Source organism: Acinetobacter sp. P1(2023) (assembly GCF_028367635.1).
GTDB classification, from domain to species: Bacteria; Pseudomonadota; Gammaproteobacteria; order Pseudomonadales; family Moraxellaceae; genus Acinetobacter; species Acinetobacter pittii_E.
On the sequence record NZ_JAQNDD010000003.1, the window covers coordinates 376,855 to 401,546 of the forward strand.

Annotated in this window: 25 protein-coding genes; 11 read left to right on the forward strand and 14 right to left on the reverse strand. The window is 38.1% G+C overall.

Annotation, left to right across the window (positions count from 1 at the left end):
- Positions 1-139 precede the first annotated feature (139 nt).
- A complete protein-coding gene (locus POD11_RS06830; RefSeq protein WP_239967229.1) occupies positions 140-1,285 on the forward strand; it encodes an acyl-CoA dehydrogenase family protein in 1,146 nt (381 codons plus the stop codon).
- Positions 1,286-1,334: 49 nt separating this feature from the next.
- On the opposite strand, the gene POD11_RS06835 is transcribed toward POD11_RS06830, so the two are convergent.
- Both POD11_RS06835 and POD11_RS06840 read right to left on the reverse strand, forming a co-directional pair.
- Positions 1,335-1,961: a hypothetical protein gene (locus tag POD11_RS06835; RefSeq protein ID WP_262456761.1), complete on the reverse strand. Its 627-nt coding sequence runs from the start codon at positions 1,959-1,961 to the stop codon at positions 1,335-1,337.
- A gap of 103 nt (positions 1,962-2,064) precedes the next feature.
- Positions 2,065-2,994: an alpha/beta hydrolase gene (locus POD11_RS06840; protein WP_262456762.1), complete on the reverse strand. Its 930-nt coding sequence runs from the start codon at positions 2,992-2,994 to the stop codon at positions 2,065-2,067.
- A 184-nt stretch (positions 2,995-3,178) separates the two neighbouring features.
- Between POD11_RS06840 and pheA the strand changes: the two genes are divergently transcribed.
- From pheA to POD11_RS06860, 4 genes are all read left to right on the forward strand, one after another.
- Positions 3,179-4,288 carry a prephenate dehydratase gene (gene pheA, locus POD11_RS06845; RefSeq protein ID WP_002049199.1) on the forward strand — a complete coding sequence of 370 codons (1,110 nt, stop codon included), beginning with the start codon at positions 3,179-3,181 and terminating at the stop codon, positions 4,286-4,288.
- Positions 4,289-4,395: 107 nt separating this feature from the next.
- Positions 4,396-6,642, forward strand: a complete 2,247-nt coding sequence (locus POD11_RS06850) for a bifunctional prephenate dehydrogenase/3-phosphoshikimate 1-carboxyvinyltransferase (protein WP_262456763.1) — start codon at positions 4,396-4,398, stop codon at positions 6,640-6,642.
- A 127-nt stretch (positions 6,643-6,769) separates the two neighbouring features.
- Positions 6,770-7,153, forward strand: a complete 384-nt coding sequence (locus POD11_RS06855) for a hypothetical protein (RefSeq protein ID WP_016140494.1) — start codon at positions 6,770-6,772, stop codon at positions 7,151-7,153.
- A 165-nt stretch (positions 7,154-7,318) separates the two neighbouring features.
- Positions 7,319-8,779: an aminoacyl-histidine dipeptidase gene (locus tag POD11_RS06860; protein WP_262456764.1), complete on the forward strand. Its 1,461-nt coding sequence runs from the start codon at positions 7,319-7,321 to the stop codon at positions 8,777-8,779.
- Between the two features lie 35 nt (positions 8,780-8,814).
- On the opposite strand, the gene rtcA is transcribed toward POD11_RS06860, so the two are convergent.
- The 5 genes from rtcA to POD11_RS06885 form a co-directional block, all read right to left on the reverse strand.
- Positions 8,815-9,861 carry an RNA 3'-terminal phosphate cyclase gene (gene rtcA / locus POD11_RS06865; protein WP_262456765.1) on the reverse strand — a complete coding sequence of 349 codons (1,047 nt, stop codon included), beginning with the start codon at positions 9,859-9,861 and terminating at the stop codon, positions 8,815-8,817.
- A gap of 260 nt (positions 9,862-10,121) precedes the next feature.
- The gene (locus POD11_RS06870) at positions 10,122-10,580 is read right to left on the reverse strand and encodes a DIP1984 family protein (protein ID WP_262456766.1); all 459 of its coding nucleotides are present in this window, start codon (positions 10,578-10,580) and stop codon (positions 10,122-10,124) included.
- A 3-nt stretch (positions 10,581-10,583) separates the two neighbouring features.
- Complete coding sequence (locus POD11_RS06875; RefSeq protein WP_262456767.1) at positions 10,584-11,801, reverse strand: hypothetical protein; 1,218 nt, start codon at positions 11,799-11,801, stop codon at positions 10,584-10,586.
- 45 nt (positions 11,802-11,846) lie between these two features.
- On the reverse strand, positions 11,847-13,115 hold the full coding sequence (locus POD11_RS06880; protein ID WP_262456768.1) for an RtcB family protein: 1,269 nt from the start codon (positions 13,113-13,115) through the stop codon (positions 11,847-11,849).
- A 251-nt stretch (positions 13,116-13,366) separates the two neighbouring features.
- The gene (locus POD11_RS06885; RefSeq protein WP_262456769.1) at positions 13,367-14,344 is read right to left on the reverse strand and encodes a ribonuclease Z; all 978 of its coding nucleotides are present in this window, start codon (positions 14,342-14,344) and stop codon (positions 13,367-13,369) included.
- Between the two features lie 67 nt (positions 14,345-14,411).
- Between POD11_RS06885 and rtcR the strand changes: the two genes are divergently transcribed.
- A complete protein-coding gene (rtcR, locus tag POD11_RS06890) occupies positions 14,412-16,010 on the forward strand; it encodes an RNA repair transcriptional activator RtcR (protein WP_262456770.1) in 1,599 nt (532 codons plus the stop codon).
- Between the two features lie 59 nt (positions 16,011-16,069).
- Here rtcR and POD11_RS06895 read toward each other — a convergent pair whose 3' ends face one another.
- Entirely contained in the window at positions 16,070-16,702 is a 633-nt protein-coding gene (locus POD11_RS06895; protein ID WP_125697704.1) for an alpha/beta hydrolase, read from the reverse strand.
- A 125-nt stretch (positions 16,703-16,827) separates the two neighbouring features.
- On the opposite strand from POD11_RS06895, the gene yaaA reads away from it, so the two are divergent.
- Positions 16,828-17,607: a peroxide stress protein YaaA gene (gene yaaA / locus POD11_RS06900; protein WP_262456771.1), complete on the forward strand. Its 780-nt coding sequence runs from the start codon at positions 16,828-16,830 to the stop codon at positions 17,605-17,607.
- 198 nt (positions 17,608-17,805) lie between these two features.
- Here yaaA and POD11_RS06905 read toward each other — a convergent pair whose 3' ends face one another.
- The 5 genes from POD11_RS06905 to POD11_RS06925 all read right to left on the reverse strand — a co-directional run bounded on the left by POD11_RS06905 (position 17,806) and on the right by POD11_RS06925 (position 20,537).
- On the reverse strand, positions 17,806-18,591 hold the full coding sequence (locus POD11_RS06905) for a thiazole synthase (RefSeq protein WP_001154367.1): 786 nt from the start codon (positions 18,589-18,591) through the stop codon (positions 17,806-17,808).
- Positions 18,592-18,604: 13 nt separating this feature from the next.
- Positions 18,605-18,802: a sulfur carrier protein ThiS gene (thiS, locus tag POD11_RS06910; RefSeq protein ID WP_174748960.1), complete on the reverse strand. Its 198-nt coding sequence runs from the start codon at positions 18,800-18,802 to the stop codon at positions 18,605-18,607.
- 13 nt (positions 18,803-18,815) lie between these two features.
- Positions 18,816-19,181 carry a DUF423 domain-containing protein gene (locus POD11_RS06915; protein ID WP_016140500.1) on the reverse strand — a complete coding sequence of 122 codons (366 nt, stop codon included), beginning with the start codon at positions 19,179-19,181 and terminating at the stop codon, positions 18,816-18,818.
- 110 nt (positions 19,182-19,291) lie between these two features.
- A complete protein-coding gene (gene rpoH, locus POD11_RS06920; protein WP_002115267.1) occupies positions 19,292-20,158 on the reverse strand; it encodes an RNA polymerase sigma factor RpoH in 867 nt (288 codons plus the stop codon).
- Between the two features lie 133 nt (positions 20,159-20,291).
- The gene (locus POD11_RS06925) at positions 20,292-20,537 is read right to left on the reverse strand and encodes a sulfurtransferase TusA family protein (protein WP_016140501.1); all 246 of its coding nucleotides are present in this window, start codon (positions 20,535-20,537) and stop codon (positions 20,292-20,294) included.
- Between the two features lie 373 nt (positions 20,538-20,910).
- On the opposite strand from POD11_RS06925, the gene POD11_RS06935 reads away from it, so the two are divergent.
- Together POD11_RS06935 and rhlB are read left to right on the forward strand one after the other, a co-directional pair.
- Positions 20,911-21,123, forward strand: coding sequence for a cold-shock protein (locus POD11_RS06935; protein ID WP_000126912.1), 213 nt, complete (start codon positions 20,911-20,913; stop codon positions 21,121-21,123).
- A 109-nt stretch (positions 21,124-21,232) separates the two neighbouring features.
- Positions 21,233-22,384: an ATP-dependent RNA helicase RhlB gene (gene rhlB / locus POD11_RS06940; RefSeq protein ID WP_016140502.1), complete on the forward strand. Its 1,152-nt coding sequence runs from the start codon at positions 21,233-21,235 to the stop codon at positions 22,382-22,384.
- A gap of 37 nt (positions 22,385-22,421) precedes the next feature.
- On the opposite strand, the gene POD11_RS06945 is transcribed toward rhlB, so the two are convergent.
- Entirely contained in the window at positions 22,422-22,802 is a 381-nt protein-coding gene (locus POD11_RS06945) for a hypothetical protein (RefSeq protein WP_016140503.1), read from the reverse strand.
- A gap of 205 nt (positions 22,803-23,007) precedes the next feature.
- Between POD11_RS06945 and POD11_RS06950 the strand changes: the two genes are divergently transcribed.
- On the forward strand, positions 23,008-23,583 hold the full coding sequence (locus tag POD11_RS06950) for a nitroreductase family protein (protein ID WP_125697714.1): 576 nt from the start codon (positions 23,008-23,010) through the stop codon (positions 23,581-23,583).
- Between the two features lie 34 nt (positions 23,584-23,617).
- Entirely contained in the window at positions 23,618-24,691 is a 1,074-nt protein-coding gene (locus POD11_RS06955) for an NAD(P)H-dependent glycerol-3-phosphate dehydrogenase (RefSeq protein ID WP_016140505.1), read from the forward strand.
- Position 24,692: the final 1 nt, after the last annotated feature.

The window sequence follows — 24,692 nt, forward strand, 5'->3', positions numbered from 1 at the left end:
AAGCTTTGGGCTTCCTTTTTTATTGGCTGACTGAAAAGTACAGTTTTAATGAGCGGCTATGCCATGACAGTTGCTGAAAAAATGATTAGCATGCACAGCAATGAGATTCGATAAAACAATAAAGCTGAAGGAAAATATTATGTTGGCATACGATGCAGATTTAGAATTATTCCGTGATAATTTTAAACGTTTTATGAGTGAGCATATTGCGCCTCATTACGACCAATGGGAACGTGAAGGAATTATGCCGCGTTCTGTCTGGAGTCAACTGGGCGAAAATGGTTTTTTATGTGTGGATGTCCCAGAAGAATATGGTGGTTACGGTGTGCCAACCTATTATTCATTAATGTTAGTTGAAGAATCTGCACGTGCTGGTTTTTGTGCATTATCAACAGCGATTTCTTGCCACTCTGAAATTGCTGCACCATATATTTTACATATCGGGACAGAAGAGCAAAAACAATACTGGTTGCCGAAAATGGTAACAGGTGAGGTTGTGGGTGCAATCGGCATGACTGAACCGGGAGCAGGTTCGGATTTACAATCAATGCGTACCAGCGCCATTTTGCAAGACGATCACTATTTATTAAATGGCTCAAAAACATTTATCTCAAATGGACAACATGCTGATCTTGTTGTACTCGCAGTAAAAACGGATCCTCAAGCGCGTGCTAAAGGTGTATCGTTACTATTAGCAGATACGCATTTAGAAGGCTTTAAAAAAGGCACAAATCTCGACAAAATCGGCCTGCATTCTCAAGATACTTCTGAGCTATTTTTTGACAATGTAAAAGTGCCTAAAAACCAGTTACTTGGTCAAGCTGGGCAAGGTTTTGCTTACTTAATGCAAGAGTTACCTCGTGAACGTACAGCCATTGCATCTACTGCAATTGGGGCAATTCGTGGTGCAATTGATTTGGCAACAGCGTATGTAAAAGAGCGCCAAGCATTTGGTCAACCTATTTCTCAGTTCCAAAATACTCGTTTTGTTTTAGCCCAAGCAAAAATTGATGAGCTTGCAACAGCAGCTTTCTATGAAAGAAATGTTGCATTATATCAAGAAGGTAAACTAGATGTAGAAACGGCTGCAGCATTGAAAAGTTTCAGTAGTGATATGCAAATGAAAGTCGCTGATAACTTACTACAACTTTTCGGTGGGTATGGTTATATGACTGAATACCCAATTTCACGTTTCTTTGTAGATGCCCGTATCCAACGTATTTACGGTGGTACAAATGAAATTATGAAAGAAATCGTAGCACGTGGATTAATTGGCAAAGCCTAATTAAGCAAAGAAAAACAGCCTGTCTTAGAACAGGCTGTTTTGTTTTTAACTATTTAGTCTTCTGTTGAATGACAGGATAGTCTTGTTGTTTTGGTAATTGCTGTAATGCATGATTCATCTTTCTTAAAAACTCATCTGCTTCATCTTGATGAAATGAATCTTCGGTGTATGCGCTACGTTCTTGAATATTGATACTACAACCTCTTATTTTCATATTTTTAGGATTAAATGACCAGTCATTTGGATCCTTTAAAGTAATGTCTAAATCACTTTCACAGCTTTTCCATAAACGTAAAAACTCATTTGATAATTTTGCTTTAAATCCTTGTGCAGGGTAGACCGAAAATCCTTTCATTTCAGGATTAGAAAACTGTATAAACATGTCAACTGGCATACCACCCCAAATGATGGCTGTGTCTGTTGGTAAAGAAATACCTGATAAATTTCTTTCTTTTAAAGCATGCGTTTGCTCAAATTTCTGCCTGAAATGTTGAGATTGATAGGTCAGCTTGGTTTTGGGTGGAATTGGAATACCACGAACTTGACTGCTGGCAGTCGTTATATAATATGGAGAAGGATCTGTACCATTGCATCCTGCAATTATTGGGCAACCACCACAAGCCGTTAAACTGAAACTGGTGAAGCCAAGTAGGCTTAAAATAATAATTTTATTCATTCTATTTTACTGTTGTTATGACGTCTTTAGGTAGTATAGCTAATCTATACATTGAGACGAGCTCAGCTTTTAAAAATTGAGTAGGTTTTTATTGAGCTGTCTTCTACTTCTGCTCATCAAATAAAGATTTACAGCTTTCTAAATTTTGACATGAAGCAAACATAAGGGCTTTGGGTAAACTCGCATACAAATTTGTAATGTGTTGTTCAGCTGGGTTATAAAAATGCCAATAAGTAAATTGATCTGAACGCTTTTTTTCTAAGGCTTTAAAGAAATCTGTTTCATTAAATTTACTGTTAAGTTGAGTTCGAGGGCCGCCTTGTTCATGGGTACCGACTGTGGTTAAAAGCATCGGAGAATGACTTTGTTTTTGACTTTGCCAATGATTTAACTGTTGAAATAACATGCCTTGATCAAACCAGAGAGAAGGGCTTGCAGCAAAGTAGCGTTGAAATGCATCAGGCTTTTGAAAAAAATGATAAAGCACAAATAGGCCTCCAAAAGAATGCCCATAGAGACTTTGTTGTTGGCTATTAATTGGAAATTGTTTCGCAATTTCAGGCTTGAGTTCGCTATTTAAAAACGCAATAAACTGATCGGCACCACCATATTTATATTTACCTTGTGCTTGAAATTCAGCAGAAGGTTTTGGAGTGTAATCATAAGCACGCTTCTGCACATCAAAGGTTTTTTGCTGAGGGTAACCAACCGCTATGATCATAAGCGGGTCTAAGCCTAATTTGGTAGAGCCAGCTCCAATCGATTGAGCAATATTGGCAGCACTTGGAAATGTGGCATTCCCATCTAAAATATAAAGTACTGGATAACCATGTTGGGGTGGGGCAACAGGCGGTTTATAAATTTGAATAAGATAATAATGACCTGTATGTTTAGATTTAATTTGAAATTGTGCCTGATTATTTTGAAAAACGATTTTTGATTGATTTTGTACAGACGTTTGAGCCAAAACAGAACAGCTTATTAAAGTACTTAATAAAAAACTTGAAGATAAAAAGAAAAATGATTTATGCATAATAGGGAATAATAAAATTTATTACACAAATGATAAATGAAAATCATTATCAAATAAAGTAATCAAAGAAATGTGCGCAAAAAGGTTAATGAAAAAAGCTTTTACAGCCATATTGCCTAACAAATCAAAGCAGACTATTGTTATACTCTCGTTCAAAAGATGATTTTACTGAGGCTGCATTCTAATGATCAACGATGATCAAAACAAAACGACTTCTCTTAGTTTGGAACAAATTCGCGAAGATATTGATAGTGTAGATCAACAGATTCAAGAATTATTAAATCGCCGCGCAAGCCTTGCTGAAGCTGTTGCAAAAGCTAAATTTGCTTCCGAAGAGAATCCTTTGTTTTATCGTCCTGAACGTGAAGCACAAGTCCTACGTAAAGTCATGGAACGCAATCAAGGTCCTTTGTCTGATGTAACCATGGCACGTTTGTTCCGTGAAATTATGTCTGCTTGTCTCGCTTTAGAAGCACCGCAAAGTATTGCATTTTTAGGGCCAGAAGGTACTTTTACTCAATCTGCTGTACTTAAACACTTTGGTAAAGATGCAGTTGTTCGTCCATTACCAACAATTGATGAAGTGTTCCGTGAAGTAGAAGCGGGTAGTGCACATTACGGCGTAGTGCCAGTTGAAAACTCATCTGAAGGTATTGTGAACCATACTTTAGATTGTTTTAAAACATCGAATTTAAATGTGATTGGTGAAGTTGAATTACGTATTCATCATCAATTCCTTGTCTCTGAAAATACACGTAAAGACAGTATTAAACAGATTTATGCGCACCAGCAAACTTTGGCTCAATGTCGTCAATGGTTAGATGCGCATTATCCGGGTGTTGAACGTGTTGCTTTAAACTCAAATGCAGAAGCTGCACGTCGTATTCGCAACGAATGGCATTCAGCAGCGATCGCGTCTGATATCGCAGCAGGCATGTATAATCTTGAAATCCTACATAGCAATATTGAAGATAACCCTGAAAATACCACTCGTTTCTTAGTGATTGGTCGTGAAAAGATTCCACAAAGTGGTAATGACAAAACTTCATTATTAATTTCAGCGCATGACCGCGCAGGTGCTTTATTAGAAATTTTAGCGCCATTTGCAAAACATAATATTAGCTTAACAAGTATTGAGACACGTCCGGCATTACCTGAAAAATGGGCCTATGTATTCTTTATCGATTTAGAAGGCCATATCGATCAAGAGAATGTTGCTGCGGCAATCAATGATATTCGTCCAATGGTAAAAGAGCTTCGTATTTTGGGTTCTTATCCTGCTGCTGTTCTCTAATTATTCATGTTGGAATAATGACATGCATTAAGATGGGCATGTCATTATGCTTAAAAACAAATTGCTCAAAGGTCTAAATAACTTTGAGCAAAAGCAAAGTTGAAGTTATGTCACAACCCCTATTTAAAAAAGTTGCATTTATTGGTTTAGGACTCATTGGGTCGAGTTTAGCTCGCGTTATTATTACCGAAAAGTTGGCGACAACTATCGTGGCATCTACACGCTCACAGAAAACTTTAGAAGATGCAAAATCACTTGGCTTAATACAAGAAGGATTTTCCGATCCTATTGAAGCCGTGGAAGGGGCAGATTTAGTTGTTTTAGCCTTGCCAGTGCGTGCAACACAAAAAATACTTGAGCAAATTAAGCCTTATTTGTCAGAAACCACAATCTTAACCGATGTGGGAAGTACAAAAGGCAATGTTGTTGAAGCAGCGAAAGCTGTATTTGGTGAAGATTTACCAGCAGGTTTTGTACCGGGACACCCTATTGCAGGTAGTGAACATACTGGTGTTCATGCGGGCAAGGTTGATCTATTTGCAAATCATAAAGTCATTTTAACGCCGTTACCAACAAGTGCAGAATGGGCAGTTGAGAAACTGATTCAACTTTGGTCAGCAGCCAAAGCTGAAGTCATTTGTATGGATGTTGCCAAGCATGATGAGGTTTTGGCGCATACCAGTCATTTACCGCACTTGATGGCATTTAATTTGGTCGAGCAACTTGCAAACCGTGAAGATAATCTTGATATTTTCCGCTATGCAGCAGGTGGCTTTCGTGACTTTTCGCGTATTGCTGCCAGTGATCCTCAAATGTGGCATGACATTTTCTTTGCCAATAAAACAGCGATATTAAATGCCGTTGATGGCTTCGAAAAACAACTTACCGTACTTAGAAAATTGATTGAAAACGAAGATTCTCATGCATTAATGGGTTTACTCGGCCATGCTCAGGCAGCACGTCAGCATTTCAATCATATGTTAGCCAAAAAACCTTTAATGGAGAAAAATAAGGTGACACAGCAATTCAGTATCTTACCGGGAAATAAGACCTTTAAAGGTAAATTTACCGTACCAGGTGACAAATCTGTGTCACATCGCTCCATTATGTTCGGTGCTATTGCCGAAGGCACTACCCATGTAACTGGCTTCCTTGAAGGTGAAGATGCTTTGGCAACTTTGCAGGCTTTCCGTGATATGGGTGTAAGCATTGAAGGACCTAAAAATGGTGAAGTGACCATCCATGGCGTGGGCATGCATGGTTTAAAAGCACCGGCAAGTGCATTGTATATGGGTAACTCTGGAACGAGCATGCGTTTGCTTTCAGGCATGTTATCTGCGCAAAAGTTTGATTCAGTGATGACGGGTGATGCATCGCTTTCTAAACGCCCAATGGAGCGTATTGCTAAGCCATTGCGTTTAATGGGTGCGCAAATTCAAACAACAGGTGAAAAAGGTACACCACCTGTCAGCATTACGGGTAGTCAGCAATTAAAAGGCATTCAATACGACTTGCCAATGGCCTCTGCTCAAGTGAAGTCGGGTATTTTACTTGCTGGTTTGTGGGCTGAAGGTGAAACTTCGGTAACTGAGCCAGAGCCAACTCGTGACCATACAGAGCGTATGCTTCGTGCATTTGGTTATGATGTTAAAACCGAAGGCAACAAAATTTCTTTAGTTGGTGGTAGTAAGTTAGTAGGTACTGATATTCAGGTTCCATCTGATATTTCATCTGCTGCTTTCTTTATGGTGGGTGCTGCAATTACTGAAGGATCCGATGTTGTTTTGGAAGCTGTAGGTATTAACCCTACACGTACTGGCGTCATTGAAATTTTAAAACAGATGGGTGCCGACCTCACTGTTGAAAATGAACGTATTGCTGGTGGTGAGCCTATTGCAGACATTCATATTAAAGGTTCACGCACGCTTAAAGGCATTCATATGCCTGAAGACCAAGTGCCTTTAGCAATTGATGAATTCCCAGCTTTATTTATTGCAGCAGCTTGTGCCGAAGGCCAAACGGTATTGACTGGTGCAGCAGAGCTTCGTGTGAAAGAATCTGACCGTATTCAAGTTATGGCAGACGGCTTAAAAATTATGGGCATTGATTGTACGCCAACTGAAGATGGCATCATTATCGAAGGTAAAGGCAAATCTGGCGATTGGTCACCAATTTTTGCTGGTGGTGAAATCGAATCGCACCATGACCACCGTATTGCTATGAGTTTTAGTATGGCAGGTCTTCGTACTTCTGGTCCGATTACAATTCACGGTACTGAAACTGTTGCTACAAGCTTCCCAACTTTCACTGAGTTGGCGAATCGTGCAGGCTTAACAATCGAAGTTAGCCAATAACTTTTTACCTAACACATTTTATAATTGCTAACACAATAGCAACGGCAGCAGTGGGCTAAAGGCTTGGCTGCTGTTTGTTTATTGCTTATGCTAAGCGCAGATAATGATAAAAATGTTAGGACAAAGGATGAAAAAATTACAATTTATTGCCAGTTGCCCACAACATGGGGTGCTTGATCATCCACCAAATGAATGCCATATCACACAAGAATATGTAGCGGCTTTACTGTTTAAACAATTGGGACATTATGGCTTTGATGCACAACATATTGTGCATGAACATGAAAAAGTAGAAGTGAGTATTGATAATCATCTTTTACCCTTATCTATTACTTGCCAAAAAACAGATCATGAAGGGCATTTGATGTGTGAAATCTCTGCCAATCCTGATGAAGAACAAGACTGGTTTGAAAAGATTGAAACGCAAAGCATTATTCGCCAGCTTGCACAGGCCGTGGAAAATAGTCTGAAAGCTGATCAGAGTTTTTCAGCATTTGAATGGAAAAACTAAGTCTAAAACTGTTAAGACTTATTCATGAAGTACGGCTTTTTAAAAAGTCGTACTCTTTAGATTAAAGATAAAAATACAAAATCTTTCCCGAAATCCCTACCTATCTTTAATGCATTGTGTATATTGAAATTATTAAGATATTTACATAATTAGAGTGTGGTTTTCATGACACAAGTTGATATTGCAACATTATCTCCTCAAGTTGTTTGGCAGCATTTTCAAACGCTTTGCACTATTCCGCGCCCATCAAAGCATGAGCAGCAACTTCGTGAATTTTTACAGAAATGGGCACAAAGTCGGAATTTAGAAACTTATGTAGATGAGGTCGGTAATTTAATTATCCGTAAGGATGCGACTGCGGGTAAAGAACATGTAGCTGGAGTCATTCTGCAAGGCCATTTAGATATGGTCACGCAGGCTAACACTGGCACAGTACACGACTTTTTTAAAGATCCGATTCGCCCAGTTCTTGAAGACGGTTGGCTGATTGCCAAAGACACTACTTTAGGTGCTGATAATGGCATTGGGGTCGCTTTAGCTTTGGCAGTTTTAGCCTCAAATGATATTGCTCATGGACCAATTGAAGTTCTTTTAACAGTTGACGAAGAAGCAGGGATGAGTGGTGCACGGCTTTTACAGGCAGGTGTGCTAAAAGGAAAATGGTTATTTAATATTGATACAGAAGAGTGGGGCGAGTTATATCTTGGATGTGCAGGCAGTATTGATGTTGAAGTCGAACAAGCACTTACGTATGAACCAATTCCTGAAAATTTGACGGTTGTAAATATTCAAGTTGCTGGTCTTAAAGGTGGTCACTCTGGTGTAGATATTCATTTAGGACGCGGCAATGCCAACGTTATTTTAGCCCGTTTTTTAAATGAGTATTTAGCAAAGCTTGGTGGACACCTTGTTGAGTTTACAGGTGGTACTGCTCGTAATGCTTTACCTCGCGAAGCTATAGCAACCATTGCAATTTCATCTAACCAATTGCCTGAATTAGAAAAATTACTCGCTGAATATCAAACGATATGGAAAGACCAATTAAAGGGTATTGATGATAATTTGCAATTAACTATTCAACCCAATAGCGCTGAAGTAACTGAAGTCATTACTCAACAACAGCAAAACGAATGGTTGCAAGCTTTGGCAATAAGCCCTTATGGCGTTGCAAGTATGAGTCAAGCTCTACCAGACGTAGTTGAGACTTCAAATAATATTGGGGTTGTAAAATTAAACCGTGAAGGTGGAAAAGCTGTCTTAATGGTCCGCTCAATGGTGAATCAAGAAGCTCAAGATTTTGCAGAAAAAATTCAGGCACATTTTAGCCAATTTAATATCTGCTCGACACTTACGCCGTTAGTGTCGGGTTGGACACCAGATCCAGATTCGGCGGCTCTAAAGTGCTTACAGCAAGCCTATCAACATGCTTTTAATATTGAACCAAATCTCAAAGTGATTCATGCAGGCTTGGAATGTGGGATTATTGCTGAACACTATCCAGATTTACAGATGGTATCGTTTGGACCAGATATTCAGGGCGCTCATGCGCCAGGTGAACGAGTTAAAGTAGATACTGTAGAGAAATGCTGGAAGCTACTGGTGACAGCTTTGGCATCTGTAGAGTAATTTTTTTATAAATAAGAAGCTCAGTTATGAGCTTCTTAAACTTTTACTTTTACATGAAAATGATCTGGTTTTAACTCGACAAATTCGATTTCACAATCAATAAATTTTTCAATCATGGCTGCTTGAGTACGAGTGTGTTCGCTAATACATTGTGCGGTGAATTCACCACCTTGACCTAAAGCTAAAGGTAGAAGCAATTGATCTGCCAAATACTCATCTATAACAGCCTGCGAAGATAAATATAGATTTACATCTTTTGCTAAATAATCAGCTATTTGCTCTGCACTTTTGCGCATCTCACCTAAAGCTGTAAACAGTTGAGTGTGATATTGATGTACAACTTTCACATACATTGTATTGCCTTGGCTAATTCCATTTAAATGAAATTGCTGCTGAGAGCTTAAGTTTAGTTTTTTACTTAATGTGGTTAATTCACGTTGTGCTATCTGTGCTTCTTCTGAAAGATTTAATACAGCTGCAAAAGCTTCATTACCTTGCAAAGCACCACGATCTAATAAATTTAAGCTGTTTCGAGCTTGCCATGGCTGAATGGTAACCTGAATTTCACCTGCACCTATCGGAAAGAAGCCTGCTTTATTTAGTTTAAAAACGACGTTAATTCCAATTTTCGCTAGAGCAGGTAAAAAGCAGTGTTCAATAAAATCTGCTGTTGGTGCAAGTGGGTTATGTGTGCCCCCTGAAATGGTGAGTTCGGTAGCTTCATTTTGTAATAACAAAACAGGTAGAAGCGTTTGTAAAACCAGTGTTGTACTACCCGCAGAGCCGATTTGAAATTGATATTTACCACTTTGAACATGCTGAGGTACGAAATATAAACGCTGGCTATGTAATTCAGCACCCTCTACATAAGCTTGGCTAATTTGTTGAGATGCTTGTACACAAACCAAATGTTGACGCATTAGCCCTGGTTTTTTACGGCCTGCACGAATGTTGATTAATTCAAATGCTTGACCCGTAATCATTGAAAGGGCAAGGGCAGTCCTTAAAATCTGTCCACCACCTTCACCTTGCGAACCATCAATTTGAATGGCTTTTGGCATATTTGCCAAAACTTTATTCACTTCTATTTTCCTTGTTTTTTTAATTTAATGAACATACTGTCAGTACATGGTAATGCGAAGTAACGTGTGACTTTGCTTTTGACAAAGGTTTACTAGGTGCATAGTGCTGAGCCTGATAAGTGAATATCGATGCACGGCTCACATGCTGCCATAGCCGCCTGAATTATTTTCAATCCCTCAGATCGGAGTAACGCAGGATCTTGTACTCGCCCAGTATGTCCAAACTTTGATTGTGAAAATGATTTCACAAAATCTATTGTTTAATCGATTAGATCAATTTGCCAATTAGCAGCCTGAATTTTAACGTTTAAGTCACGGAGTTTCGCACTGATATCATCCGCCTGCTTTTGTAAGCTAGAAACAGGAATGACTTTCTTCCACTTAATTTCACGTGAGCTATAACGATCAGGTTCTCGATGTGTATTGGCAATCGCATCGATTAAAATCTTATGCTGTTCAGCATAACTATCGCGCAAACTTAATAGAGGCAACAATACTTTGCCATCTTCTAGTTTTGCTTGTGCATTGGTCAAATGAATACGACAAATCAATTGATTGCTTTCCTGAGTTAAAGCAAATATCTGTTTGATCAGTTCATTTGGATCTTCACTCGGTTCATCACCATCTTGTACCAATACATTGGCATTAATTCGTTGTTTTAACGAAGCAAGCTTTTTTTGTTGATCGCTTCGAAGTAAAAGTGCTTCTGCGAGTTTCATTTTTTATCCTTCAATTTGGAAAATATGTTTTTTAAGAACTTTCTCAACAATTTCTAAAAGATCACTTCTAGGTTCAGATAAATATCTTTCAACATAGAAATCGTAATTTTCACTATCATATAGATGAGGCGCTTTCCCATGTACAATATTGCCGCGAATTTTTAATAGATCTTTTAATTGGGTTTCAGGGAATTTAGTTATGTAGGATTCGGATAAATCTCTAAATTTCTGAGAACTTTTAGATCGGGTATCTTCAATTAATGCCTCTATACAAGAACAAAAGGTGCGATATTGTTCAGCATCTTTTTCAAACCAACTTTTATAAAAACTAGTTAAAGCTGAAATACTTCTTTGTGATGTCTTATCATTTGATTTCAAAAGACCAGATAGATGTTCCAATTGGATTGCTAATTCATTTTTAACTTTTAATTTGAAATAGAGACTTGGGGTTAAGTTCTGAGTTTGTCTATACGTATAAGAGCTTTGATTAGAAAAATATGAACAACCTGAATCTTCACATCTACTATTGAAACAGTACCTTTTTTTAGATTCTTCAAATAAAGAAATAGCACCAAGTACAGAATATAAAGTTCTTCTTGAAATTTCTTCCGTGGGAGCTTTAATTCCAATCCAAGTTGATATTCGTTTTCTATTATGATTTTCGTTTCTAATACTAGGGTAATATAGAAAATCAAATTCATTTGAATAGCGGACATCAATATTCATATGTTGTAGGCTAAGTTTTTGACTATTAATGATAAAAAAATTATCAAACATCAAGTCATTTTCTAGATGGATTGAGTTAAATGGATACAAAAACGTATTAAGCTCTTCTTTGAAAAGTGAAGAATTTAGTAGAGCATTTGCTAAATTTAACTTGGCTTCAACAGGAATTTGTATTTTGTAAGAAATATTTGGATTACGAGAGAACTCACCCTCTCGAATAAACCAAAAGTTTTCGGTTAGAAAGTTAGTAACCTTATTTCTTACTTCAGAAGTTGGTAGTTTCCTTAAATATGAAGCACCATTCTGTTTGATAAAAACTAATGCTTTTAGATAATCTTGCTGATTCCGAATATAAATTTCTGTACCTATTCCATGACTCCAAATAGGGCTATTAGGCTCACGAATAGTAAATTGAGATAATAGTTCATCTCTCTCACCAATTGAATAAATAGCATCTAATATTAAGTCCACAGCTTCAATACATATATTCATCATTTTATTTTTCCTGAGATTTGTTTAATAAGTTATAAAATTTATAAATCATCCCTTAACACACACCACTTGTCGTAAGGTATACACTACTTCAACCAAATCGCTTTGGGCTTTCATCACATCTTCAATCGGTTTATAAGCCGATGGAATTTCATCAATGACAGCGGCATCTTTACGGCATTCCACACCTTCAGTTTGTGCAATTTGATCTTCAACAGTAAAACGTCGTTTTGCTTCAGTGCGGCTCATAACACGGCCTGCACCATGCGAACATGAACAGAAAGATTCCTGATTTCCAAGCCCGCGGACAATAAACGACTTCGCACCCATTGAACCTGGAATAATTCCATATTCACCTAGACGCGCACGGACTGCACCTTTACGAGTGACCATTACTTCTTCACCGTAGTGTTCTTCCTTTTCCACATAGTTATGGTGACAGTTCACTGCTTCCAAACGTGCCTGAAAAGGCTTTGGTACAATAGTAGCCAAGGCTTTAATCGCAGATTGCATCATGATTTCTCGGTTCTTCATCGCAAAGCGTTGAGCCCAACCTACGGCAAACCAGTAATCATCAAAGTGTTCAGTTCCTTCAACCAAGTATGCTAAATCTTTATTTGGCAAGTTAATGAAATGCTTCTGCATGTCTTTACGGGCAAGTTCAATAAAATGATTTCCGATAGCATTTCCTACACCACGAGAACCTGAGTGCAACATAATCCAAATATGATCATGCTCATCTAAACAGATTTCGACAAAGTGGTTTCCAGTACCTAAAGTCCCCAAGTGCTTGCGGTTGTTGGTGTTTTTTAAACGTGGGTGTTTTGCGCAAATATATTCAAAATCTGCAACTAGATCGGTCCAAGCTTGATCTACCATTTCTGGTGGAGTTTCCCATGACCCACGATCACGTCCGCGCTTAGTCATTCCATGTGGAATTAATCGTTCTAGTTCAGTACGTAGAGCATGTAAGTTATCTGGTAAATCTGAAGCAGTTAAGCTTGTACGGGTTGCCATCATTCCGCAACCAATATCTACACCCACAGCAGCAGGAATAATTGCCCCTTTAGTTGGAATCACGCTACCAATAGTTGCTCCTAAACCGAAGTGTACATCTGGCATAACAGCCATCCATTTATAAATAAAAGGCATTTGAGCTGTTTGTAATAATTGTTGTTTTGAGTTGTCATCAACAAGCACGCCTTTGGTCCACATTTTGACTGGCATACTTTTTTCATTTTGCAGAACTTCATAAGAACGTTGTTGCTGCTTTTTTTCAAACTGAGCTTGTTGGTTAATTTCTTCAATGACAGACATTTTCTTTTCCTTTCAAAGCCTGCCTGCCAAGCGTTTGCAGGCAGGTGTTATTCACAAGATCCCAATGATGTTGTGTGCTTTGTACTATTGCACTGAGTGTGCCAACTTTTTTAAAAAGCATTTAATTTAATTATAAATTATTGAAAGTAATAAATAAAAATAATTTTATTTTATATCGGATGAATTTTGTTGGCGGTTTTGAATATTAAAAGTATATCTAAAAATATATTTAAATATCTTTTTGGATATATTCAATTAATTGGTTTTACGGTTTTGTTGACTTTTAAAAGCTGCCCACCTTCATTTAAAGTAAATTCATCAAAATCATTTGCTAAATAAAAATGACCTTTATAAAACTGGCGGACTTCTTCGGTAATAGCTTGCTGCCCAGCTTTATCCTGATGTCTAGGGCTAAAATGCGTCAGAATTAAATTGCTTAAAGATTGCTGTTCTGCAAATTCAGCCACCATTTTTGCTGAGCTATGCATTGGACCTTTGCCGACTTTATCTAAAACCGTTTGCAAGTATGTGGACTCATGAATAAGGAGTTGAGCATCTTTGCAAGCGTCAGCTAATAGTTCTGGTTGATCATTATCACCCCCTATAATTGCATGAACTTGTTGATTTTGAATTTTGATAAAGTCTTGAGCTTTTAAAGTTTGTCCCTCAAATTCAACATTGTAGCCTCGTTTTAAATGGCCCCACATATCACCTTGAGGTACGCCAAGCTGAGTTAGAGCTTGGGTATCTAACTTCTTCTGAATCGATTTGATGTAAATGCTAAAAGCAAAACTTGGAACACGATGGCTTAGTCGGTGTGCTTGAACAATGAATTCATCAGTGATTTGTTGTGGCTGCATTGCTTCATTTACATCAATAAATTGCAGTGAGTAAGGTAAGTGTAAGTCAGTAAGCTGGGCAGTGATTTCAAACCATTGCTGAATTTCTTTCGGTGCAATTACGATTAATGGTTTGCTGCGGGCATTCATGCCTGCACTTGCCAATAAACCAACTAAACCATAACAATGGTCGCCGTGAACGTGTGTAATACAAATGGCAACTAAGTTTTGTAGAGAAAGTCTGGCTTGTTGAATGCGGTGCTGTGTACCTTCGCCGGCATCAATTAAAATCCAGTCCTTATTTTTGCTGTTACGAACTGCTAATCCTGAAACATTACGTGTCAGGGTAGGTACACCCGAAGATGTGCCTAAAAAAGTAAAATGAAGCATATTCTTGGAATTTTTTGGTCAAATGCGTATTGTATATTATAGACACTTATAAAATTTTATAGAAATTATGGCGGATGCAAAGAAAACAGTCGTTATTGGCTTTGTCGGTTCTACACTTGATCAGGGGAGAAAGCCAGATCGATGGCAACGTTGGCGTCCTACGATTAGCTTGTTAATGCATGAAGATTTGCTTGTAGATGAATTGGTACTTTTACATGATCGACAACATCATAATTTAGTTAAATCTATAGCAGCAGATGCTAAAGAGATCTCTCCCCAAACTGAGGTTTCTGGATATAAGGTAAGTATTAAAGATCCTTGGGATTTTGCTGAAGTTTATGGTGCACTCTATGACTTTGTAAAAACCTATCCGTTTGATGTCGAAAAAAATAACTATTTACTGCATATCACGACAGGAACGCATGTTGCTCAAATTTGTTGGTACTTATTGGTAGATGCACATTATTTACCAGCCCAACTCATTCAAAGTTCACCTAATCAACACAAGACATCAGAAGGTGAATATAGAATTATTGATCTGGACTTATCTCGATACGCTGTTTTAAAACAGCGATTCGATGATGAACAAAAGCAAAATTGGCAACAACTTAAAAAAAATATATCTACTCATAATAAAGCGTTTAATCAGCTTATTGAGGAGGTTGAGTTGGTTGCAACTCGCTCTAGTGCGCCTATTTTAATTATGGGGGCAACAGGTGTTGGTAAGTCTCATTTGGCAAAACAGATTTTTCAATTAAAGAAAGATAAATTTCAATTAAGCGGTCGTTTTATCGATGTTAACTGTGCAACCTTACGTGGTGATAGTGCCATGTCGACTTTATTTGGTCACATAAAAGGTGCATTTACAGGAGCAGCTGCATCTCGTGCTGGTTTATTAAAAAGTGCTGACCAAGGCATTTTATTTTTAGATGAAATCGGTGAGTTGGGGCTTGATGAACAAGCAATGTTGCTAAAAGCGCTAGAGGATAAAAGTTTTTTTCCTGTTGGGAGTGATAAGGAAATTCAGGCCGATTTTCAGCTAATAGCTGGTACTAACCGTGATTTGCGTAATGAGGTTCAAGCTGGCCGTTTTCGTGAAGATTTATGGGCTCGTTTGAATACGTGGACGTTCTTTTTACCCAATTTAAAAGATCGTGTAGAAGATATTGCACCCAATATTGATTTTGAGTTACAGCGTTTTGCTGCAATTCATCAAAGACAATTACGTTTTCAACGTGATGCTTTAGAAACATATTTAAAGTTTGCTAAATCAGTAGATGCATCATGGCAAGGAAATTTTAGAGACTTAGCAGCGAGCGTAACTCGTTTGGCAACTTTATCTCACGGTGAGTTAATTCGTCGTGAAGCTGTAGAAAAAGAAATTCAACGCCTAAAGCAACTTTGGCTTACTCAGGATGAATCTTACAATGATAAAGATGAAGATATTCTTTTGAACTATTTGAGTCCTGAACAGCTAGAACAAATAGATGAATTTGATCAGATTCAATTACGAGGTGTGCTCAAAGTCTGTGAAAATTCAAAATCAATGGCAGAGGCGGGAAGACAACTCTTTTCAGTATCTCGTCAACAACGTAATACAACGAACGATAGCGACCGAGTGAAAAAATATTTAGCCCGTTTTGGATTAAGTTGGAATAATTTTTAGCAGTTACAGTGCTTATGAAATGATGGACATAGACTCAATCTATGTCCATCAAATACACTTTATTTCATGATAATAAAGCGTGTAATGATTTGACGAAGCTGTTTTAAATAGCCTGTAAAGAAGTGATTAGCGCCTGGTAAAATCGTAATTGGGTGCTTCTGCGGTTTTGCCCATTCAATCGCATCTGAAAGCAAGGTAATGTCATCTTGCTCACCATGAATGAGTAGAATATCACCTTGAATTTCAGGAGTTTTATAGTGACGTAAACCTACTACAGTAGCTGTTGGTAAACCACATAAAATTAACTGTACAGGTCGTAATTCAGGTTCAAGTTGTGCAAAGCATTTTGCTAAAACATGTGAGCCAAAGCTAAAACCACCTGCATAAAACGGCAAGCCTTCATGAAGCTTACGGACATGTTCAATGACAGCTAAGATATCTTCGGTTTCACCATGACCTTCATCATGAATACCTTCGCTACCGCCTAAACCACGGAAACTCGGACGATATACAATACAGCCATATTCATTAAAGATTTGGGTTAAAAGAGCAGGGACTTTATGTTGAGGAGTTCCACCTTGCAATGGGTGCGGATGGCAAACAACCGCAAAGCCTTTGATTTCACCTTCAGGGCGGTCTACAAAAAGTTCAATTTTACCTACTGGACCCTGAATGAAAATTTGCTCAGACATATAAGAATCGATAAATAACAATACGTATTCCTATTTTACCGATAGTCGTCATTGAAAACACGAGTTAGCATTAAAAAATATCTACTGTTATAGTTGGCATTAATAATAATTTTTTCAGGTTGTCTATGCTTGCTTTAATTTCTCCTGCAAAAACTTTAGATTATGAAACAGCGTTACCTACAGATGAGTTTACTCAGCCTCGCTTGTTAGAACATTCAGCACAATTAATTGATGTTTGCCGTAAGCTTTCTGCTTCGGAAATTGCCAATTTAATGAGTGTCAGTGAAAAAATTGCCACACTAAATGCAGACCGATTCAGAGATTGGGACTCCGAATTTAATTTTTCAAATGCTCGTCAGGCGATTTATGCATTTAAGGGTGATGTTTATACTGGATTAGATGCTTATCACTTAAAAGACAAAGATATTGATTTTGCACAGCACCATTTACGTATGTTATCGGGCTTGTATGGTTTGTTGCGTCCTTTGGATTTAATGATGCCGTATCGTCTTGAGATGGGTACTAAATTAAAAAATACTCGCGGTCACAATTTGTATGAATTCTGGGGTGACATTATCACCAATCAGATTAATGAAGATTTGGCCGCAATTAAATCTGAATTGTTGGTAAATCTAGCTTCAGATGAATATTACAAATCGGTTAATGAGAAAAAAATTAAGGCCGGAATTGTGAAACCTGTTTTCCTTGACCAGAAAAATGGCAAATATAAAGTCATTAGTTTCTATGCGAAAAAAGCACGCGGTTTAATGGCTCGTTTTATTATTGAAAACCAATTAAATAAAGCTGATGACATCAAAGCATTTAATACCGAAGGTTACTACTTTGATGCTGAGAATTCATCAGCAAAAGAGTTGGTATTTAAACGTGATGAGCAACAGGCTTAGTCTTACTCAACGTGAACTCTCGTAAGCGATAACTATCGTGAGGTGGTATGGATGCCACCGTTTCGCTGTATTACATGGATGTAATATCAGCGAAACAAAAGATTTTTGTTACTTTTCATCTTTGAAAAGTAAAATGCCTATATAAGTCGCATGGGCGTTATAACGACAATTAAAGGCTGTGTTATTGCAAGAAATAAATTATTTAAAGAAATAACCTGTTTCTGGCGAGCTTGCATTTGCCATGCGCTTACGTGACATACGACCAGCTAAAAATGCTTCACGTCCTGCTTCAACAGCTTTTTTCATTGCAGAAGCCATCAAAATAGGATTTTGAGCAGCTGCAATCGCTGTATTCATCAGCACGCCGTCACAACCGAGTTCCATTGCAATAGCAGCGTCACTTGCTGTACCAACCCCTGCATCTACCAAAACTGGCACTTTTGCATTTTCTTTAATAATTGAAATGGTATGTGGATTTAAAATGCCCAAACCTGAGCCAATCAGACTTCCTAAAGGCATAATCGCAACACAACCCATACTTTCGAGTTCTTGCGCAATGATAGGGTCATCCGAGGTATAAACCATAATCTCAAAACCGTCATCAATTAAAGTACGCGCTGCCTTTAAAGTTTCGGTCACATTTGGATATAAGGTTTTCTCATCGCCCAAAACTTCAAGTTTTACTAGGTTATGACCATCTAGAAGTTCACGGGCTAACATACAAGTCCGTACCGCGCTGTCAGCATCAAAACAACCTGCGGTATTTGGCAAGATTGTATATTTTTCTGGCGGAATAACTGAGAGTAAGTTTGGTTGATCCGGATTTTGTCCAATATTCACACGGCGGATTGCGACGGTTACGATTTCTGCACCACTGGCTTGAATAGCTAAATCCGTTTCATTTAAGTCTTTATATTTGCCAGTTCCGACCAATAAACGAGATTGAAAAGAACGTGAACCAATAATGAGAGGGGTGTCTTGCATGGATAACTCCGACTTAGCCGCCGCCAACAGCGTGAATAATTTCGATACGGTCATGTTGAGCAATAGAAATTTGCTCTAATTTGCTTTTAGAAACGATTTGCTGATTGTGTTCTACAGCAAAGCGTTTTCCTTCAAGTGCCAGTTCCTGAATGAGTTGCAACAGGTTTTGACAAGGCGTGTCCGTTAATTCGCCATTTAAATAAATTTGCATGATCACATTCCGATTATTTTGCGTATTTGAAAGCATTCCAAGCCAAGACCAGCCATCCAGCAATCATTAAGGCTCCACCGATTGGTGTAATTGCACCTAATATTCGTGGTAAACCTAGCGCCATGATGTAAAGCGAACCACAAAAAAATAGAATACCAATCTGGATAAGTAGAAAAGATAACTTGATTGGGAAATGAGGAAGAACCTTACTTAAAATACCAAGCGCCAATAGACCTAGTGCATGATAAAAAAAGTAGTCGGTTGCAGTATGCCACCAAGCAAGTTGCTCGGGACCCGCATGAGCTTTAAGACCATGTGCTCCAAAAGCACCCAACATGACTGCAAAGGCAAGATTAAGGGCTGAAATGGCAATCCACATAACAAAAAACGCAATTGAATAATGAAAAGCAACGTTAACATAGATTGGGTTGGCTAAACATAGCCAGATAAAACAAAAGGGCGAATCGCCCTTTTATTTTTTCATTTATTTTAGCTTGCTGACATGGCAGTTTTAATCTTTTCCATCGCATTCTTTTCAAGCTGACGGATACGCTCTGCAGAAACATTATATTCAGCCGCTAACTCATGAAGAGTAGATTTGTCATCATCTAACCAGCGGCGTTGCAAAATATTACGTGAACGGTCATCTAACTGGTCCATTGCATCATGCAAGGCTGAAGTACTTTGCTCTTCCCAGTCTTCGTTTTCGACTAAACGAGCCGGGTCATAGCGGTTATCTTCAAGATACAACGCAGGAGCAGTATGTGGGGTGTCGTCATCGTCATCGCCTTGCGCCTCAAAAGCAGCATCATAGGCAGTTAAACGACCTTCCATTTCCAAAACTTGCTCTGGTGTTACATTTAAGTCATTGGCAATCGATTGAGCTTCTTCGAGCGTAAGTTTTTTACTCGATTTTTTTAGACTACGTAAATTGAAAAATAATTTACGCTGAGCTTTTGTCGTTGCAATTTTGACAATACGCCAGTTGCGAATAACGTATTCATGAATTTCTGCCTTAATCCAATGGACGGCAAAAGATACTAAACGTACACCCATATTTGGGTCGAAACGTTTCACGGCTTTCATTAAGCCTAAATTACCTTCTTGAATAAGGTCGCCTTGTGGTAGGCCATAACCTGCATAGCTGCGCGCAATATGAACGACAAAGCGTAAATGCGACATTACCAGCATTTTTGCGGCATCAAGATCTTGGTCATAATAATAACGCTCAGCAAGTTCTTTTTCTTGCTCGGCCGTTAAAATAGGAATCTGATTGACAGTACTGATATATGCACCAAGGTTTACACCGGGCGCAGACAATGACAGGGGCATCAATTGATTGCTGCTGTCACTCATGAGTTCTCCTTATAGGATCGAATGGGATAACCAATAAATTCATCTTAATTTGAATCAGCTTCATAATTAAGGAAAATTGGGTAGAGAAATGTAAAATTTTATGCAATTTCTAATCTTTTAGTTTAGCAAAGAATTATTGAGTTTCAATTAAATAGTGAAATTCTCTCTCTGATACGTGTGTAGTTTGACACATAAAATGATGCAAACCACAGTAACGAGTTACATCAATTTCGCTATGAGGATCTGACGATTTTAATAAAAATTGTTGTTTGCCTGACGCTTTTTTAAGTTCACGCTTTAGCATTAACAATGGCATTGGGCAGGGCTGCCCAAGGGCATTAATTTCAATGGGTGCTGTATTAGAAGAAGTATTGCTCATTCATCATCAAAACAACTAAAAAAAATATTCTAACAAATTTTTAGTAAATACAGCATATTTTATGGAACAAGATAGTGGCAATTTCTATAAAAAATATTGTAATAAGCTGTTTAAAAAAAGAACTAAAAATAGGGGAAATAATTGAAAAAAATTCTATTAATTGTCATAAACCCGTGTTAAGCTCGAACCGTTTTAGGATTTACCACACAATCAAATTGATTTAATAACCCTATAACAAATGGATGTAACCGGAAATTGTTGATAGTTTTACAGAATGATTACAAGCTTTAAGATTATAAATATTTTAAAACCTTGTTTGCTCTGCTGTTTGCAACACCGGAAGGTCCTTTTTTCAACATCTGAGGATTGACTTATGACAGCTCGTGAACAAGGCGTAGTAAAGTGGTTTAATGACACTAAAGGCTTTGGTTTTATTCAACGTAACGGCGGTGACGATGTATTCGTTCATTTCCGTGCGATCGTAGGTGACGGTCACCGTTCTTTACGTGACGGCCAACGTGTAGAATTTAGCGTAGTTCAAGGCCAAAAAGGTTTTCAAGCTGAAAACGTTCAGCCTTTAGACTAAGACTAATTCATCTTTTTGATGAATGATGGACGCTCCAATTTTTGAATTGGGGCGTTTTTGTTTATAATGATCTTCTCATTCGAGAGATTGTTTGTTAGAGCACGTATTTATGACATCTGGTTTTGAAACCTTGAATTTACATCCGCAACTTAAAAAGGCGATTGATGCTTTAGGGTTTACTCAAATGACCCCAATTCAGCAAAAGGTTTTAAAATATACATTAGCCGGGCATGATGCAATTGGGCGAGCACAGACAGGAACTGGTAAAACAGCTGCCTTTCTGATTAGTGTAATTAATGATTTACTCAATAATCCGGTTCAAGAGCAGCGTTTCCGTGGTGAGCCACGTGCCTTAATTTTGGCACCCACTCGTGAATTGGCGTTGCAAATTGAAAGTGATGCAAAGCTACTCACAAAATTCTCAGATTTGCACCTTGTAACATTATTAGGTGGTGTAGATTTTGATAAGCAAAAGAAACAGCTAGATGCTAATTTTGTCGATATCATGGTCGCTACACCTGGGCGTCTAATTGATTTTGTAGAACAAAAAGAAGTTTGGCTCGATCAAATTGAATTTTTAGTGATTGATGAAGCTGACCGTTTACTGGATATGGGTTTTATTCCTTCTGTAAAACGTATTGTCCGTTACTCTCCGCGTAAGGAACAACGTCAAACGCTGATGTTCTCTGCGACGTTTAGTTATGATGTTTTGAATTTGGCGAGACAATGGTTGTTTGAACCGATCACTGTTGAAATTGAGCCTGAGCAAAAAACGAATAACGATGTAGAGCAACGAGTGTATGTCGTGGCTAAACAAGATAAATATCGTTTATTACAAGATATCTTGCGTGAAGAGCCGATCGATAAAGTCATGATTTTTGCTAATCGACGTGATCAGGTGCGCCGTCTTTATGATCATTTAAAGAAAGATGGATATAGAGTCGGTATGCTTTCAGGTGAGATTGCTCAAGATAAACGTTTAAAAATGCTAGAGCAATTTAAGCAAGGTAAACATAATATTATGATTGCGACGGATGTTGCTGGTCGTGGTATTCATGTAGATGGCGTATCACATGTCATTAACTTTACTTTGCCTGAGCAGTCTGATGATTATGTACACCGTATTGGTCGTACAGGTCGCGCTGGGTCACAAGGTGTAAGTATTAGTTTTCTTTCAGAAGATGATGCCTTTTATTTACCCGAAATTGAAAAAGCAATTGGTAAGAAATTACCACTGACCAGATTAGATGGTTACTGCTAATAAAAAAATCCCAATCATTTGATTGGGATTTTTTTAATTAATTAATTTTACAATAGAAAGTAAGTGTTGTTTGATAGTCATCATCTTTTGCTAAAGATGCATTTTTACCAGTCAATGTACCAATAACACCTGCCGCAGCTTCAACCATTTGGCCAGTTTTTTCACTTACAACATCTTTTAATACACCATTGTAGGTTGTTTTTTCATCCACAACGACTGGTGAAGTGCTTTTTGAGCAAGTTTTTTGAGCTGCTGTAATTGCATTGTTTTTTGCAATTAAATTGGTTTTGCCAATACCTGTAACTTCAAACTGATTATTTTCTTTCTGAACTGCTAGAGTGTTTTTAGGAGTAGTTGCACAAGCACCAAGTAATAAAACAACACCGCTCATTGCGCTCGCTAAAATTATTTTTTTCATAATTCACCTAAAGTTAATCGCTAAAAGATATTGCCATTTGAACACAGGTTTTCTAATTGATTTTGAATACGTTGTATGAGTTTTGATGTTTTGTATTAAAAAATGTCAAAGTGTGAGTTCGCTAATTTTATAAACTAGATTCAATGGTGGATTAACGGTAGATTATGCTAATCTATTTTGAATTTTTTGAGTTAGATCAATATTAATGACGGATTCAGCAATACAAATAATTCACCAAAATATTCATCAGCGTCAGTCTATTGGCCAATTAGTTGAGCCAGCTCCAAATACAGAGCAATTAGAGTTAGCTTTCCAAGCAGCTTTGACAGCTCCAGATCATCATAGACTTAAGCCAACACGTTTTGTGGTGGTTTCGGGCGAACAACGTGCTGCTTTTGGAGAAGTGCTAACAAAGGCTTTGGCAGATTTGGGTGAAACTGATCCCGCTCAACTCGAACGAGTTAAACAACATCCTTTTCGCGCTCCGCTACTCATTTTGGCGCTTACACAATTACAAGATCATCCAAAAGTACCGCATTTTGAACAAATCTTAAGTACAGGGGCCGCAGTACAAAATCTTTTGTTATCTTTGCAAGCTCAAGGGTTTTCGACCATGTGGCGTAGTGGTGCAGTTGTCGAATCAAATTGGTTAAAACAGCATTTAGGCCTGCAAGCCCGTGATTTAATTTCAGGTATTATTTACGTCGGTACGGCAGCTAAAGTAATTGCACCCCGTGCAGATATTGAAAGTAAAGAATTCGTAAAAGTTTGGCAGGCTTAAAAGTCTGTAAAAGTAAGAAATAGGATAATAAAAGATGGCTGAATTTAAGTTTACAGATTTGGTAGAACCTGTTGCGGTTGATAAAAAAACCGCTTTACGTATTACCGTTCTAGGGGGAGGGAGCTTCGGAACGGCTATGGCAAATTTAGCTGCACGTAACGGTTGCGATACCATGATCTGGATTCGTGATGCCGAAACAGCTGAGGAAATTAATAAAACCCACATTAATAAACGTTATTTGCCGGATTTTACTTTAGAGTCATCATTACGTGCCGTGTCTGATCTTGAGCAAGCCGTGTGTGACCGAGATATTATTTTGGTCGCAATTCCAAGTCACTCATTCCGTGATGTCTTAAAACAAATTGCTCCATATATTACTGCACAAGCGGTTGTTTCTTTAACCAAGGGTATTGAAGCTAAAACTTTCAGCTTCATGAGCGATATTATTCGTGAAGAATTGCCAGAAGTGCCTTATGGTGTGCTATCAGGTCCAAACCTTGCAAAAGAAATTATGGCAGGTATGCCGTCGGGTACCGTTATTGCTAGTGATTCGGAATTAGTTCGTTATGCTGTGCAACATGCTCTGCATAGTGCTCTATTCCGTGTTTTTGGTAGTGATGATGTGCACGGTGTGGAATTAGGTGGTGCGCTTAAAAATATTTATGCGGTTGCAATGGGAATTGGTGCCGCTTATAAGATTGGTGAAAACACCAAGAGTATGATTTTAACCCGTGCTCTGGCCGAGATGAGTCGTTTTGCAGTAAAACAAGGTGCAAACCCACTTACATTCTTGGGGTTGTCTGGTGTGGGGGATTTATTCGCGACTTGTAATAGTCCTTTAAGCCGTAATTATCAGATTGGCTATGCTTTAGGTTCGGGTAAAACACTTGATCAAGCCAGTAAAGAGTTGGGTCAGACAGCAGAAGGCATCAATACGATCGTTCAGGTGCGTGGTAAAGCAGAAGAACTAGATGTTTATATGCCTATTACCAACGCTCTATATGAAGTTATTTTTGAAGGGGCGCCTCCTTTAAATATTGCATTATCTCTTATGAAAAACGGACATCGTAGTGATGTAGAATTTGTTTTACCTCATCACGAAGTCTGAA